Origin of the sequence: Caulobacter sp. KR2-114 (assembly GCF_049446115.1) — a bacterium.
Taxonomy (GTDB): domain Bacteria; phylum Pseudomonadota; class Alphaproteobacteria; order Caulobacterales; family Caulobacteraceae; genus Acaudatibacter.
The window spans coordinates 869094-883473 of sequence record NZ_JBMSEC010000001.1; the positions used below are offsets into that span (position 1 = coordinate 869094).

Genomic DNA, 14380 nt, shown 5'->3' on the forward strand with positions numbered 1-14380 from the left:
GAGGGCTGACGATCGGCAAGCCCGGGTCCAAGCCTGTCCGAGCCTTAATGCCCACCTGCCTTGACGCCTCATCGCGCGGATGCAACTGATATCACAGATCACAATATTCCTGGAGCCGCAGCCCCCATGATCGAAGCCGCCCCGTCCGCAAAGGCGAAGGTCGAACCTGGGTGGGGGCGGACGCTGGCCTATGCGGGGTACGCCCTGCCGGCCGGACTGATGGTCCCGCCGTTCAGCCTGCTGCTGCCGGCCTTCTACGCCCAGGTGATGGGGGTCTCGCTGGGGGTGGTCGGCACGGTGGTCGGGGCGCTGAAGATCTACGACCTGATCTTCAACCCGATCCTGGGGGTGGTGTCGGACCGCACCCGCACCCGTTTCGGACGGCGGCGGCCGTGGATGCTGGCGGGGGCGCCGCTGCTGGCGATCGGGCTGTGGCTGACCTTCGCCCCGCCGGTGGCGCACGCGGGCGCGGCCTATCTGACGATCGCCCTGCTGATCTATTACACCGGCTCCAGCCTGGTGATGATCCCGTACTACGCCCTGGGCGCCGAGACCCCGGCGACGCCCTATGGCCGGGCGCGGATGCTGGGGTTGCGCGAGACGGTGATGATGGCGGCGCTGATCTTCGCCGGCCTGTGTCCGCTGTTGGCCCAGGCGCTGCACTTCCCGGCCGCCAGCCGCCAGACGATGATGATCTTCCTGATCGCCCTGGCGGTGGTCACGCCCCCGGCGCTGGCCGGCCTGCTGCTGGGCGTGCCCGACCGGCCGACGCACGAGGCAAAGGCCCCGCCCCTCGACCCGCTCGATGTGTTCCGCGACTTCCGGGACGCCCTGGTGACCAACAAGGCGTTCGCCCGGCTGGTGTTCGCCTATGCGATCATCAACTTCGCCATCTTCACCGAGCAGTCGATCGCCCTGTTCTTCCTGTCCAAGGTGCTGCTGATCGAGAAGACCTTCAGCATCGCCCTGCTGGTGCAGGGGGCGGTGACGGTGCTGGCGGCGCCGGTGTGGGTGGTGCTGTCGCGGCGCTTCGAGCTGCACCGGCTGATCGCGGCCTCCGTGACCCTGGCCTGCCTGTTCCGCACCACCGCCTACAGCCTCCTGCCCCCGGGCCAGCCGGGCGCCTTCCTGGCGATCCAGGCGGTGGGCGCGGCGCTGTTCGCCGGCGCGCTGGTGCTGGCCTCGGCGATCCAGGCCAGCGCCATCGAGCACGGGACCCTGACCACCGGCCGCGAGCGGGCCGGCGTCTACACCGCCGCCAACACCCTGATCTCGCAGATCGCCGGCGCCCTGCCGTTCATGCTGGTGCTGCCGCTGGTGCAGTGGGCCGGGTTCTCGGCCACGGGACCGAGCACCGCCCGGGGCCTCGCGGTGCTGCGCTTCATCGCCATCTACGGCGCGGCGCCCTTCCAGCTGTTCGGCGCGTGGCTGCTCTGGCGCTTCCCGATCTCGCGGCGCGAGGCGGCGCAGACCGCGGCGGACCTGATGGCGCGGCGCAACGTCGAGATTGCAAACCCCGAGATTGAGCTGGGCGCCATCCCGGCCGATTGAACGAGCCTGAAGGACAGGAGCGCCGCCATGCAGCCCTTCCCGCCGATCGAGCCCCGCCGCGCCGGCAGGCTGCCGGTCGACCCGCGCCACACCCTGTACTGGGAGGAGCTGGGCAATCCCGACGGCGTGCCGCTGGTCTTCCTTCACGGCGGCCCTGGGGCGGGCACGCCGCTGGCCTATCGCCGGCATTTCGATCCCGGCTTCTGGCGGATCATCATGTTCGACCAGCGCGGCGCCGGCCGTTCGCGACCGCTCGGCCTGCTGGAGGACAACACCACCGCGCACCTGGTCGACGACATCGAGCGCCTGCGCGAGAGCCTGGGCATCGCGCGCTGGGCCGTCGCCGGCGCCTCCTGGGGCTCCACCCTGGCTCTCGCCTATGCGCAGGCGCACCCCGAGCGCTGCCTGGGCTTGCTGCTGCGCGGCGTGTTCCTGGGCCGGCCGTCCGAGATCGACTGGTTCATGCACGGCGTGCGCACCGTGTTTCCGGAAGCCTGGCGCGACTTCGCCGGCTTCGTGCCCGAGGCCGAGCGCGGCGACCTGCTGGGCGCCTATTGCCGGCGCCTCGCGGACGAGTCGGACCCGGCGGCGCGGCTCGCGGCGGCGCTCGCCTGGAGCCGATACGAGGGCGCCTGTTCGACCCTGCTGCCGGACGCGGACGCCCGCGCCGGCTTCGCCGAACCGGACACGGCGATCGGCCTGGCCGTGATCGAGTCGCACTATTTCCGCCAGCGCCTGTTCCTGCAGGACGACCAGCTGCTGCGGGGCCTGCCGCGCATCACCCACCTGCCGGCAGTGATCGTCCAGGGCCGCTACGACATGATCTGCCCGATCGTCACCGCCGATGAAGTCGCCCGCGCCTGGCCGGGCTGCGACTACCAGATCGAGCCGGCCGGCGGGCATTCCGGCGCCGATCCCGCCATGGCCGCCGCCCAGATCCGGGGCGGCGAGGCGCTGAAGCTTCGGCTGCAGACGCAGGGACCATCGCGATGACCGACCAGCCTCGCCGCACGGGCGTGATCCAGACGCGGTCCGGCGCGGTGCAGGGCGTCGTCGACCCCCTGTGGGGGGCCCAGGTCTATCGCGGCCTGCCGTACGCCCAGGCGGAGCGCTTCGCCGAGCCGAGGTCGCCGGAGCCGTGGATTGGCGTCCGCGACGCGGCCGGCAACGGCCCGGTCGCCCCGCAGAATGCGCCGGAGTTCAACCTCTCGGTCCTGCCGGCGATGGACGAGGCCTGCCTGAACCTGAACGTCTTCACCCCGGCGGCCGACGCGGCGCGCCGGCCGGTGCTGGTCTACATCCACGCCGGCGCCTTCGTCTCCGGCGCCGGCAGCGGCGCCACCCAGGACGGCGCCCGCCTGGCCGCCGAGGAAGACGTGGTCGTGGTGACGATCAACTATCGCCTGGGCATCCTCGGCTGGCCGCCGTTCAGCGCCCGCGGGGCCGGCGCCGGTCGCAACCTCGGCCTGTCCGACCAGGTCGCCGCGCTGGCCTGGATCGGCGACCACATCGCAGCCTTCGGCGGCGATCCCGGCAAGGTCACCCTGTTCGGCTATTCGGCCGGCGGCTGGTCGATCGTCGCCCTGCTGGCCCTGCCCGCCGCCAAGGGGCTGTTCCACAGGGCGGTGGTGCAGAGCGGCAGCGAATTTTCCGCCACCTCGCCCGGCGACCAGGACGCCCTCGCCGCCCGCGTCCTCGCCCTCACCGGCGCCGCCGACGCCAGCGAGCTGATCAGCGCCCCGCTGGACCGCCTGCTCGCGGCGCAGCAGGCCCTGCTGGAGGAACGCCAGAACGACCCGGCCCGGCGGGTGGACGAAGGCGTGGTGTTCGGCCCGCGCATCGATCCGGCGAGCCTGGCCGAGCCGCCGATGGCCACCGTCCTGGCGGGCCGCGAACACCCCCTGCCGCTGCTGATCGGCTCGACCGAGGACGAGCTGGGCTGGACCCCGTTCCGCGCCGGCCTGGACTGGCTGGCCGCCCTGCACACCCGCGACGCAAGCCTGGAGACCCCGACCCGGGCGTTCGGCGCGGCGCGCGCCCGGGCCATCTGGGACGCCTACGCGGCCGCCTATCCCGGCGCAGACGACGCCGCCCTCGCCGGCCGCATCCGCAGCGACCGCTACTACCGCCTGCCGGCGATCCACGCCGCCGAGGCCCATGCCGCGCGGGCGCCGACCTGGATGTACCGCTTCGAGCTGAAGGCGCCGTCAGAGGTCGCCGGCAACGTCAGCACCCACGCCACCGACCTCGCCTTCTGGCTCGGGACCATGGCCGCCTCGCCGCTGCAGCGCTTCCTGTTCGGCCGGGCGCCCACGGTCGACGAGGAGGCGCTCGCCCGCCGAATGCGCGCCGACCTGGCGATGTTCGCGCGCACCGGGCGATGCGCCTGGCCCCCCTACCGGGCCGGCGAGCGCCTCACCCGCCTGTACGATCTTCAGGACAGCCTCGCCGAGGATCCGGGCGGAGGCGTGCGCGACGTCTGGTGAAGGCTCGCCGGCGGCGGAGCGGTTTGACGGCCCTGGAAGGCGGTCTAAGAGTCGCCTGCCCGAGCGACGAGAACCGCCGCCGGGCACGGGATGGAGACCGCCGATGGCGCGCTTGCAGGCGCAGGCCGGAACCGCCGCGCCGATGGAGGCCGTCCGCCAGCTGCTGGACCAGGGCTGGTGCGTGGTCGCGGACGTGCTGACGCCGGCCGAGAGCGCCGAAGCCCTGGCCCGGCTGTGGACCGCCGCCGAGCGCTGGCGCGCCCGCGGCAACGACACCCACATGCCGGTGCTCGACCCCAACGCCGCCAATGTGCGGGTGTTCGACCTCATCGACCTCGATCCGCTGTTCCGCGACCTGATCCGGCGTCCGGTGGCGATGGCGCTGGTCCGCGCCCTGCTGGGGCCGGACGCGATGATCTCCAACTTCACGGCCAACATCGCCCGGCCCGGCTCGAGGTCGATGAGCCTGCACTCCGACCAGGCCCTGGTCGTGCCGGAGCCCTGGCTCGAGCCCTGGTCGATCAACATCATCTGGTGCCTGACCGACGTGACGCCTGCGAACGGCGCCACCCTGTTCATACCCGGCAGCCACCGGGTGACCCGGCGCGCCGACCTGGGCGCGGATCCCGGCGCGCGGCTGGTTCCGTTCGAGGCGAAGGCCGGCTCGATCATCGCCATGGACGGGCGCGTCTGGCACACCTCCGGCGCCAACGTCACCACCGACCAGGATCGCGCCCTGCTGTTCGGCTACTATTCGCGCGGCTTCCTGCGCCCGCAGGTGAACTGGAACGCCGTCTTGTCCGAGGCGACGCAAGGCGCCCTCGACCGCGAACTCCGCTGGCTGCTCGGCCTCGACGGCGCGGCGAACCTTTCCCTGGCGGGCGAATTGCTGGCGGCGGACCTGGCCGGAAGCCGCCGCGGGGGCTGAGCAGCGGCCGCACGGCAGACCCGCGCGACCGCGCCCAGGGGGCCAGGACGCAGAAGGCCAGGACTCAGACCGACGGCAGCGGGGCGTACAGACTGCCGTGGATCGTGCCGGTGTTGTTGTAGCCGTCCAGCGAGGCGTGCATGTCGGCCGCCGTCTTGTCGAGCGGGTTGACCACGCTGTTCCAGGCGGACGAGCTGGTGGCGATCGCCGCGGGGCCCGGCATGGTGTTGTGGCCGCTGCCGAGGCTCAGCAGGCCGCCGGTCCCCAAGGTCGTCTCCTTGGTCAGCCACTGGATGGCGTCGTCCATGTAGTGGCCTGGGCTGTTGGCGTCGTATCCCGGCGCGGCCGAGGTGAGCGGCACGCCGTGGGAGTCCACCGGACCCACGCCGTTGCCGGCCAGATAGTCCAGCCATGAAGCGACCAGGTCGCGGCCGAGCAACCAGCGGCCGTCGCCCTGCTGCTTCTGCGAAGCGTTGAGCAGCGCCAGGGCGTCCGTGCGGCTGATCAGGATGGTGTGTTCGCCGTTGTCGGTGATGCCGTCCCTGTTCCAGTCACCGATCAGCAGGTACTGGCCGGCGTTGCTGGTCTCGGCGCCGGTGAGCAGGTGGTCGCCGTTGATGTCGACGTTGTAGCCCCTCAGCAGGTCGCCGCCGGCCTTGACGATGTTCAGCGTGCCGCCGTTGGACATGGTCGCGCCATTGCCGTCCCACAGCGCCGAGCCGTTGTTCATCCAGAAGCCGGGGGTGCGCACGCCGGGGCCGGCCAGGGCCACCTGGACGTTGGCGCTGGAGGTGTCGGTGACGGTCCCGCCGCTGACGCCCGTGTCGTTGACCGTGGCGGTGTTGACGATGAAGCCGCCATTGCCCGCGGCGTTGATCTGCGCCTGGGTGACGCCCATCGAGCCGGTGAACAGCCAGGTCTCGCCCGGATTGATCAGCCCGTCGTGGTTGGTGTCGCCGACGTTGTAGGCGCCGCTCATCTTGCCCGCGATGTTCGAGATCAGCGGATCGGTCGGCGTGGTCCCCAGCAGGCTGACGTTGCCGGTGTTGGTGACGGCGAAGTTGTAGTCGACGATGTCGCCGGCGGTGTCGATCTTGCCGTCGCTGTCCAGGGAGTGATCGGCGTTCAGCACGTCGGCCACGGTCTTCTGCAGCTTGATGTGCGGGTCGTAGTCCAGCGGCGCGGTGGCGCTGGCGGTGGTCTGCACGGCGTCACCGAGGACGGTGGCGTGGTCGCTCACCGTGACGGTGTTGTGCAGCAGGCCGTCCGCGGGCAAGGCGTTGCCCTTGGCGTCCAGCTCCGCCTGGGTGACCGTATGCGAGCCCATGTACTGCCAGGTCTCGCCGACATCCAGCAGACCGTTCTGGTTGATGTCGCCGGCATTGAACCCGCTCGCCAGGATCGGCGTGACGTTGCTGACCAGCGGGTCGCTGAGCGTCGGGGCGTTGAGGGTGATGTTGCCGGTGTTGCTGACGGTGAAGTCGTAGAACACGATGTCGCCGGCCCAGTGCGCGGACGGCGTGCCGTTGCTGATGTGGTCGACCACCTTGGTCGCCGAGATCGCCGGGTTGTAGACCAGCGGCGTGCTGGCGCTGGACTGGTCCGTGGCGCCCTGGTCGGTGGTGGCTGAGGCGGTGTTGTGGAAGGCGCCGTCGGGGAGCGGCGTGGCGTTGCCCTTCCCGTCCAGGTCGGCCTGGGTGACGATGTGGGCGCCGGTGAAGGTCCAGGTCTCGCCGACGCTCAGCTTGCCGTTACCGTCGGTATCGCCGGACTGGTAGGTGAGAGTGACGTCCGGCACGCTGTCGGTCAGATTCAGGCCGGTCAGGGTGACGTTGCCGGTGTTCTGCACCGTGACCGTGTAGTCGATCTCGTCGCCGGCGTGGTCCGCCGTCCCGTCCTTCACCGACGCCAGCTTGACCACCTTCAGCGCCGGATCCTGGTCGATCAGGGTGGTGACCTGGTTGCTGTCGGTCGCGGCGTTCTGGTCGTCGGTTCCGTGCGCCGTGTTGTTGATCGGCGCCCCGTTGTCGATCTGGTCCTGGGTCGCCGCGATCGAGAAGGTCAGGTCCTGGCTCTGGCCAGGCGCCAGGCTGGCGATCGTCCCGACCACATTGCCCAGCGTCGGGTCCAGCGGGTCGGTCACCGTGACGTTGGTCAGGGTGACGTTGCCGGAGTTGGTGACGTGGATGGTGTAGTTGATCAGCTGGCCGGCGGTGTCGACTTCGCCGTTGCCGGCGCCGTCCAGGTCGGCGGGATCGCTCGGCGCGGTGGTGAAGCTCTTCACCAGGCTCAGCGCCGGATTGCGCACGATGTCGACCGTGGAGTCGGCGAAGGCGTTCACGCCCTCGGTGTCGGTCGCCAGGGCCTCGTTGAAGATGAAGCCCGAGTTCGCATCCGGATTGCCATTCAGGTCGATTTCGCCCTGGGTGACAGTGTGGCTGGCCGTGTAGACCCAGGTCTCCCCCGGATCGAGCGCGTTGTTGCTGTTGGTGTCGCCGACGTTGAAACCCGAGCCGTTGAGCGTCGGCGCGATGTCCGACGCCAGCGGGTCGGTGACGACGAGGTTGTGCAGCGCCCCCGTCCCGTCGTTGTTCACGTCGATGGTGTAGTGGATCACCTGGCCCGCCTGGTCGACCTGGGTGACGTCCGGAATCTTGGCCATGACGATGTCGCCCTGGCCGTTCACCGGCACGCCGGGATTGGTGAGCGCCCGGAATTCCTCGAAGCCCCCGTCCGAGCCGGTGAAGGCGGCGAACAGCGTCAGGTAGGCGCCGGTCGGGGCGTTGGCGAACAGCGACACGGGCACATAGATCGCGCCGTCGTCGGTGCCGCTGCCGTTGCTGATGTCGGTGAGGCCAAGCCCCGGGGTGAGCGAATAGACCTTGGCCAGGTTGGGATCGCTGGTCACGCCGGCGGCGGTGAAGTCGTTGGCCGTGGCGGCGGCGCCGACGTAGAGGTCGAACTGGCTGAGGTCGATCGCGGGACCGCCCTTGCTGTTCGTCTCGTTCAGGTCGATGCGGATCTCGTAGCAGTCCACGCCATTGTACGACACCACCTGCAGCGCGCTGAGCAGGATGCTGTGGGTCCAGACGCCGCCCTTGTCGTCCAAGGGCACGCCAGCACTGGTGTTGTAGCCGTCTTCGGTGGGACTGGCCTGGATGCGCAGAAACGAGTCGTAGTTGCCCGTGCCGGAATTGACGCTGGTGGAGTCGTAGAACGCGCCATCATTGAGATCGGTCGTGGACATGATTTCTATCCCAACATCGTTTGCCATTTCGCAGCCGAACGGCTCGGGTCTGCGGTGTGTTCGGTAGTTTTCCTTAGACCGAAGACAATTGAGTGGTAGAACTCAGGTCCAGACGACCATGCCACCAGTCTTTCGCGACGGATTCGTCGCATGTTGTCGCCGGCATTGCTTCAGGATCGTAGCGGATTCAATTCACAGGGGATTAACCCTATCGAATTGGAAATAGAATTGCGAGGCCGCGACACCCCGAAAAGGGGCCTTAGCGAACAAGGTTCGGTGATTGCGCCGGCCCCATCGAGGCCGCCGACGCTTCGCCCCCGCGCAAACGCCCGCGGCCGGGGCCGCGGGCGTGTAGTCGCCGACGATGTCTGGTCGGGCCTGGGTCTAGAACCGGCTGGTGACGCCCAGGCGCAGGGCGGCGCCGTTGCGGCCGGCGACGTTGCCGGCGTCGGAGCGGAGCGAGAGCTGGGCGGCGACTGTGGCGTCGGGGCCCAGGGGAGCGGCGTAGGCCAGGTCCAGGTCAGTCTCGTCGCCCGAGGGAACCAGGCTCACCGTCTCGAACGCCGTATGCGGCAGCCCCTGATCGTCGACCGTGGTGGTCGCCAAGCTGAGCTGGCCGCTGGTCACGCGCAACGGCTTGCGCACACCCAGGCTCAGCCGGTCCCCGGCGCGGAAGGCGTCGTCCTGGGCCAGGGCCAGGCCGAATGCCCGGGCGGTCAGCGGACTGACGTCGCGCACCAGGCCGCCGCCGGCCGTGGCCCCGCTGGTGGAGACCCAGGCCGCATCGGCGATGAGGCTGCGCCCGCCGCCAAGCCCCAGGGTGCTGGTCAGCGAGATCGCCCGGCTGTCGCGGTGGTCGCCGAGGGCCAGCAGACCCGCGCCGTCATAGGTGGCGCCCAGCAGGCCGTTGCTCTCCGACAGGCTGGACCAGGTCGCCCCCAGCCGCCAGCCGGAGGTCACGGCGACATTGGCGCCGATCGCCGTCGCGCGGGCTGTGGAGCGGGTGCGATCGCCGATCAGGCCGACGCCGTATTGCTGGTCGGTCTCGGTCCAGCCGGCGGCAAGGCGCACGCGGCCGCCGAGGTTCGCGCCGACGCTGGTGGCGTAGCCGCCCTGGGCCAGACCCATCAGGACGGTGGAGGCCTGCAGCCGCCCGGCCTGGTCCGCCGCGGCGCTGTCGGCGCCCCAGAAGGCTTCGGCGAAGGCGCTGGTCGACCCGCCGCCACGCGAAACGCTCATCACGTCGCCGCGCGCGTCCACCAGGGTCATGGCCGTCAGCCCCCGCTCGCGCTGGCCCATCAGCCGGGCGGCGAGGTCGCCCTCGCCTGGGCCGGCGGCCAGGCCGTCGCCCCAGACCCCCTCGGCGAAGTTCAGCGGCCGGGTCGTCGCCGCGGCCGCCCAGCCGCCGCCGGTGAAATAGGTCCGCGCGCTGGCGACCGGCCGCGTGGGCTCGCTGGGCAGGGCCATCAGGCTGTCCGACGAGACCGTCGCCACCAGGTGCGACAGGTCGGCGCTGAAGTTGCGGCTGAAGCTGTCGAATATGGTGTAGCCGGACAGGGCCTGGCGCAGCGGGGTCGCCTCGCCGATGGCGCTGGAGGTGACCATGACCCCGCCCGACAGCGTCAGGTTGGTCTGGGTCCCGGTGGCGGTGGTGACGGTGGTCGTGCCGATCGGCTGGAAGGCGGCGGCCAGGTTCAGCAGCCCCGAGCCGTAGGTGGCGTCCACGCCCTTGGCCCCAAGGTCGGTGGCGCTCTTCAGCAGCACGGTGGTCGCCGTGCCGTTGGTGCGCAGGATCGGCCAGGTCGCCTCCAGCAGCGCCACCGCGCCGGTCACCTCGGGCGCGGCCATGGACGTGCCGCTCCACGAGGCATAGACGCTCGAGCCGAACTGGATGCCCGGGGCGACGATGTTCTCGCCGTTGGCCATCAGCCACAGGTTGGCGTAGGTGGTCGACGTGGTCCCCGCCGAGACCTTGCCGGTTCCGGGCTTGTTGCTGAACGTCGAGACGGTGTTCGTCGCCCCCACCGAGCCGACGAACAGCAGGCGGGCGGCCGCCGCCGCGGTCAGGCCGCTGGTGGTGGCCCCACCGTTGAAGTTGGTCGCGCCATTGCCGCCCGCCCAGACCAGCACGACATTCTTCGAGGCCGCATAGTTGATGGCGTTGATCACCGCCGTGGTCGGGGTGAAGGTCAGGCTCAGGTTGATCACCTGGGCGCCGTTGTCGGCGGCCTTCCTGATGCCGTTGGCGATGTCGCTGTCGTAGCCGCTGCCCGAGGCGTTCAGCGACTTGTCAGACAGGATGGTCGCCGCCGGGGCGACGCCGGACATGCTGTTGTAGATGGTGGAGGTGTACTTGCCCGCCGCGATGGCGGCGACGGCCGTGCCGTGACCGTTGTCGTCATAGTAGCCGTTCGAGCAGGTGAAGGTCACCGCCGCACAGGCCGACCCGCCGGCCACCCGGCCGCTGACCTCGCTGTTGGTCGACACCAGGCCGGTGTCGATCACGGCGATCGTCACCCCCGCCCCACCCTTGGCCTGGGTCTGCACGCTGGCGGTGTCGCCGATCTGCGCCTGCCAGGTCGCCGACTTGTCGGCGGCGCTCGCCTGGCCTGCCAGGACCAGGGCCGCGAAGGAAATACCAGCTAGAAGTCTTGCGTGCATGATAGCGCCGTGGAAAGTCTTTTCTGTGTAGAAAAGACTGAGCGCGGTGCGTTTCAGTACTGTTTAAAAACTTGGTTCATTTCAGGTATTGAAGTTTGGTTACGGACTCGTATCGACCAATTAAGCGAACAGCATTCGCCTATCGTGAGTCCGCGAAATCTGGCCTCGCCCCGGGCTGATCAGTGCTCGTGGAACGAGCTCCAGATCGCGTCGGTCAGGGGCTCGAAAAGGTACTGCAGCGCCGTGCGCTTGCGCAGCGGCACCAGCACCTGCACCGGCATGCCGGCGCGCAGGGCGAAGCCTGGCCCCTTGACCTTCTGCAGGGCCGCCATCTGGTCCGGCGGCACGGTGACCTCGGCGGTATAGAACCTTGCGCCGGTGCGGTCGTCGGTGAAGCTGTCGGCGCTGAGCTTGGTCAGCCGCCCCTCGAGGATCGGCAAGCCCCGGTCGCGGATCGAGGTGAACTTGACCTCGGTCGCCTGGCCCACGTGCAGGTCGTCGGCGTCATTGGGCGAGATGCGCGCCTCGATCACCATGCCGACGTTGTCGGGCACGATGTCCATCAGCTTCTGCCCGGGGGTGACCACGCCGCCGACGGTGAACACCGACAGCCCCACCACCGCCCCGCTGGCCGGCGCGCGCACCTGGATACGCGCCAACTGGTCGCGCGCAGCGTTCAGCTTGGGGGTCAGGTCGTTCAGCTGGAAATCGATGTCGCGCAGCTGACCGGCGATTTCCTCGCCGCGCTGGCGGTCCAGCTGCAGCATCTGCATCTGCGCCTCGCCGGCCTGCTGTTCTGACTGCGCCACCTGCGCGGCATACTGCCCGCGCGCCCCGCCGAGCTCCGCCTGGGTCCGCTGCAGGGCGCGCACCCGGTTGACCGGGGCGAAGCCCTTGTCAGCCAGAGCCTGGGTGCCGGCCAGTTCGTCGGCGAGCAGCTTCTGCTGGCGGTCGGCGGCCTGGATCTGGCGTTGGAATCCCTCGGCCTGCTGGCCCAGCTCCGAGGCGCGCTGGCGCAGCACCGCCTTCTGCGCCGCCAGCGACGCGCCGCGCGCCTGGAACTGCACCTGCTGCACCTTCATGGCGCGCTGGGCCTCGACGAGGTCGTCGCCCGTCAGGGTGTCGAAGGCCTTGGGCCAGGTGATCTCGGGCGCCCCCAGCTGTTCGGCCTGCAGCCGCGCGCGCTGGGCCTGCAGGCCAAGGACCTGCGCGGCCAGCGAAGATTCCACCGCCTTGGCCTCGGCGCCGTTCAGCTCCACCAGCACGTCGCCGGCCTTCACCTTCTGACCTTCGCGGACGTTGATCGCCGAGACGATGCCGCCGTCCTTGTGCTGCACGCTCTGACGGTGACCCTCGACGCTGACCTGGCCGGTGGCGTAGGCGGCCGCGTCCAGCCGGGCGAAGGCGGCCCAGCCCAGCAGCATCACGAAGAAGGCCACGGCGACGATGGCCCCGAAGCGGATCTCGCCCTTCGGGTCGTCGTCCTGCGTATCGGCGGGCGGGCCGAGCCGGGCCAGGGCCGTGCGGGCTCGCAGCAGGGAGGGCGCCTGGAGGGTCATTGTCCGGTCACCGGAGATCTGCGGGTGAAGTCGGCGGCCGGGCGCTGCGGCGTCGAGCCGGCGCGGCGGGGCGGCGCCGGCGGGGCGGCGGCCTCGGCCGCCGGTGGCTGCGCCTCCAGCTGCGGCCGCGGGCCGTTGATGCGCACGATCACCTCGTCGCGCGGGCCATAGAGTTCGATGCGGCCGTCGCGCAGCATCATCAGCTTGTCGACGGCGCTGAGCACGCCGGTGCGGTGGGCGACGACGATCACCGTGCGCCCGCGCGCCTTCAGCGCCTGCAGAGTCGCCAGCAGCTGGGCCTCCCCTTCCAGGTCGAGGTGGGCGTTCGGCTCGTCCAGCAGCAGGATCGCCGGGTCGCCGAACAAGGCGCGCGCCAGGGCGATCTTCTGCGCCTGGCCGGCCGACAGCCCCGAACCGCCCCAGCCCAGCTGGGTGTCGTAGCCGTCGGCCAGGCGCAGGATCATCTCGTGCGCGCCGGCCGCCTGGGCGGCGGCGATGGCCATGGCGTCGATGGCCTTGGGATCGTCTCCGGTGCGGAAGCGGGCGATGTTGTCCTTCACCGTGCCGGCGAACAGCGAGGCGTCCTGCGGCATGTAGCCGATGTGGCTGGCCAGCCGCTCGGCCTCCCAGTCGGCCCGCTCGGCGCCGTCGAAGCGCACCGCGCCCTGATCGGCGTCGATGGCCCCGGCGATCACCCGCAGCAGGGTCGACTTGCCCGCGCCGGAAGGACCGATCACGCCGACAATCTCGCCGGCGTCCATATGCAGGGTGATCTGCTGCAGCACAGCCCCGTCACGGGCCGCGTTCAGCACCAGCACCCGCTCCAGGTCGACCACGCCGGTGGGATCCGGCAGATGGGTCAGGCCGATCTCGGCCGGCGCCCGCGCCAGCAGGTCGTTCAGCGTCCGCCAGGCGACCCGCGCCTGCACCCCCTGGCGCCAGGCGCCCAGCACCTGCTCGATCGGCGCCAGGGCCCGGCCGACCAGCAGCGAGGCGGCGAAGATCGATCCGGGCGAGATCTTCTGGTTGATCGCCAGCCAGGCGCCGATGCCCAGGGCCAGCGACTGCAGGAAGGTGCGGGCGAAGCGCGTGAGGGCCATGTAGCCGCCGCCGGCGAAGGCCGCCTCGGTCTGCAGCCGCATGGCGCTCTCGCGCTCGCCCATGTGGCGCCGGATCATGGCCTGGCGCATGCCGAGCGCACGCACCACCTCGTTGCCGGCCGCCGACTGTTCCTGGCTGACATAGGCGAGGTTGGCCGCGGCGCTCGACTGGGCCAGACGTTCGCGCGTCGCCCGTTCGTTGAGCCAGGCGAGACCCACCAGGCTTGCCGCCCCGAACAGGGCCACGGCGCCCAGCAGCGGGTGCAACAGGGCGCAGACGATCAGGTAGATCGGTGTCCATGGCGCATCGAACAGGGCCAGCACGCCGGCGCCCGACAGGGCCTGGCGCAGGGTGTCGAACTCCCGCATCGCCTGGCGCGAGATCACGTCCTTGCCCCCACGCGCGCGGGCGAGGGTGGCCGACAGAATTACCGGCGCCAGCAGCCGGTCCAGACGCTGGCCGGCGCGGGTCAGCAGCCGCGTGCGCACCATGTCGAGCAGCGACAGGGTCGCCAGGGCCGCCACGAGGGCGATGGTGATGAACACCAGGGTCATGCCGCCGCGCGAGGGCACCACCCGGTCGTACACCAGCAGCATGTACAGCGTCGGCGCCAGGTACAGCAGGTTCAGCAGCGCGCTGAACGCCGCCGCGCCCCAGAAATGCCGGCGACACGCCTGCAGCGCCTGGCGCAGCGGCGAGGTAAGCGAAGTGGCGGTTTGTTTGGCCAATGCCAGACCCCAATGAATTCGCTCTTGATAAAGCAAATCCAGCACCATGCGGTAGCCTTCGCGTCACGCGCGAGCCGGCGACCCTGCCGCATTGCCGGCGCGGCGCGCTTGGCCCATAT

8 protein-coding genes are annotated in these 14380 nt (G+C 70.5%); 4 read left to right on the forward strand and 4 right to left on the reverse strand.

Annotation, left to right across the window (positions count from 1 at the left end):
• Window positions 1–126: 126 nt before the first annotated feature.
• From ACO2Q3_RS03910 to ACO2Q3_RS03925, 4 genes are all read left to right on the forward strand, one after another.
• Complete coding sequence (locus ACO2Q3_RS03910; RefSeq protein ID WP_423305173.1) at window positions 127–1551, forward strand: MFS transporter; 1425 nt, start codon at window positions 127–129, stop codon at window positions 1549–1551.
• Window positions 1552–1578: 27 nt separating this feature from the next.
• Complete coding sequence (gene pip, locus ACO2Q3_RS03915; protein ID WP_423305175.1) at window positions 1579–2544, forward strand: prolyl aminopeptidase; 966 nt, start codon at window positions 1579–1581, stop codon at window positions 2542–2544.
• Window positions 2541–4037, forward strand: coding sequence for a carboxylesterase/lipase family protein (locus ACO2Q3_RS03920; RefSeq protein WP_423305177.1), 1497 nt, complete (start codon window positions 2541–2543; stop codon window positions 4035–4037). Before pip ends, ACO2Q3_RS03920 begins: the two co-directional genes overlap by 4 nt.
• Window positions 4038–4140: 103 nt before the next feature.
• Window positions 4141–4965 (forward strand): phytanoyl-CoA dioxygenase family protein, encoded by an 825-nt coding sequence (locus tag ACO2Q3_RS03925; RefSeq protein WP_423305179.1) that lies wholly within the window; start codon window positions 4141–4143, stop codon window positions 4963–4965.
• A gap of 64 nt (window positions 4966–5029) precedes the next feature.
• Here ACO2Q3_RS03925 and ACO2Q3_RS03930 read toward each other — a convergent pair whose 3' ends face one another.
• From ACO2Q3_RS03930 to ACO2Q3_RS03945, 4 genes are all read right to left on the reverse strand, one after another.
• Window positions 5030–8212 (reverse strand): DUF7507 domain-containing protein, encoded by a 3183-nt coding sequence (locus ACO2Q3_RS03930; RefSeq protein ID WP_423305181.1) that lies wholly within the window; start codon window positions 8210–8212, stop codon window positions 5030–5032.
• Window positions 8213–8596: 384 nt separating this feature from the next.
• Window positions 8597–10873: a S8 family peptidase gene (locus ACO2Q3_RS03935; protein ID WP_423305183.1), complete on the reverse strand. Its 2277-nt coding sequence runs from the start codon at window positions 10871–10873 to the stop codon at window positions 8597–8599.
• A 179-nt stretch (window positions 10874–11052) separates the two neighbouring features.
• Complete coding sequence (locus ACO2Q3_RS03940; protein WP_423305185.1) at window positions 11053–12432, reverse strand: HlyD family type I secretion periplasmic adaptor subunit; 1380 nt, start codon at window positions 12430–12432, stop codon at window positions 11053–11055.
• Window positions 12429–14261, reverse strand: a complete 1833-nt coding sequence (locus tag ACO2Q3_RS03945; protein ID WP_423305187.1) for a type I secretion system permease/ATPase — start codon at window positions 14259–14261, stop codon at window positions 12429–12431. Before ACO2Q3_RS03945 ends, ACO2Q3_RS03940 begins: the two co-directional genes overlap by 4 nt.
• Window positions 14262–14380 lie beyond the last annotated feature (119 nt).

Bases quoted from the DNA above. Each gene is read 5' to 3' on its own strand.
- ACO2Q3_RS03910 (WP_423305173.1), top strand. From the start codon at position 127: ATGATCGAAGCCGCCCCGTCCGCAAAGGCGAAGGTCGAACCTGGGTGG.
- ACO2Q3_RS03925 (WP_423305179.1), top strand. From the start codon at position 4,141: ATGGCGCGCTTGCAGGCGCAGGCCGGAACCGCCGCGCCGATGGAGGCC.
- ACO2Q3_RS03930 (WP_423305181.1), bottom strand. From the start codon at position 8,212: ATGTCCACGACCGATCTCAATGATGGCGCGTTCTACGACTCCACCAGC.
- ACO2Q3_RS03940 (WP_423305185.1), bottom strand. From the start codon at position 12,432: ATGACCCTCCAGGCGCCCTCCCTGCTGCGAGCCCGCACGGCCCTGGCC.
- pip (WP_423305175.1), top strand. From the start codon at position 1,579: ATGCAGCCCTTCCCGCCGATCGAGCCCCGCCGCGCCGGCAGGCTGCCG.
- ACO2Q3_RS03935 (WP_423305183.1), bottom strand. From the start codon at position 10,873: ATGCACGCAAGACTTCTAGCTGGTATTTCCTTCGCGGCCCTGGTCCTG.
- ACO2Q3_RS03920 (WP_423305177.1), top strand. From the start codon at position 2,541: ATGACCGACCAGCCTCGCCGCACGGGCGTGATCCAGACGCGGTCCGGC.